Source organism: Aequorivita aquimaris, assembly GCF_001573155.1.
In the GTDB taxonomy this organism is placed as follows: domain Bacteria; phylum Bacteroidota; class Bacteroidia; order Flavobacteriales; family Flavobacteriaceae; genus Aequorivita; species Aequorivita aquimaris.
Window position 1 is genome coordinate 1 of the sequence record NZ_JRWG01000059.1, and the last position, 628, is coordinate 628.

Here is a 628-nt window from a genome sequence, read left to right on the forward strand (position 1 = left end):
CCGGATGAAGGACCTCCAGCGCGAGATCAACCTGCCCGGCCCGCTGGGCGTCAGCCAGGTGATCCGCAACACCGCCGACGCGACGATCCAGGGCGTGGAGGCGGAGGGTCAGTTCTTCATCCTGCCCAACCTCGTCCTGTCCGGGCAGCTCGGCTATGTTCACGGCCAGTATCGCAACGTCCGCTTCGACATCAGCGGCGACGGCGTCATCAACGGCATCGATCGCGACCTGAAGCTGCCGCGGCTGTCACCCTGGACTTATGGCGCCGGGCTGACCTACGATCAGGCGCTGGGCGCGCTGGGGAGCGCGACCGCACGCGTGGATTTCACCCATCGCGACACCGCCCGGTTCACCGACAACAATGTCGGCTTTCTGCCTGCTGCGGACATGCTCGATGCGAGCCTCACCTATAACGCCGCGAGCCGCAAATGGCGCCTCTCGGCCTACGCCCGCAACTTGCTGAACGAAGTGACTTATGGTGGCGATACGCCGCTCACCGTCGCGTTCGGCGGACCGGGCGCCAGCCTGTCGCCGCTTAACAAGGGGAGGGTCATCGGCGGCGAGTTCGCGCTGAACTTCTAGCCGTTCGTCGCCGGCGCCTCGCTCCGCGGCGCCGGCGTCCAGGCC

1 protein-coding gene is annotated in these 628 nt (G+C 67.0%); it reads left to right on the forward strand.

Going from position 1 to position 628, the window contains the following annotated elements:
• Positions 1 to 583: TonB-dependent receptor domain-containing protein (locus tag LS48_RS15920; protein ID WP_117590243.1), on the forward strand; the 583-nt coding region annotated here is incomplete at its 5' end.
• Positions 584 to 628: the final 45 nt, after the last annotated feature.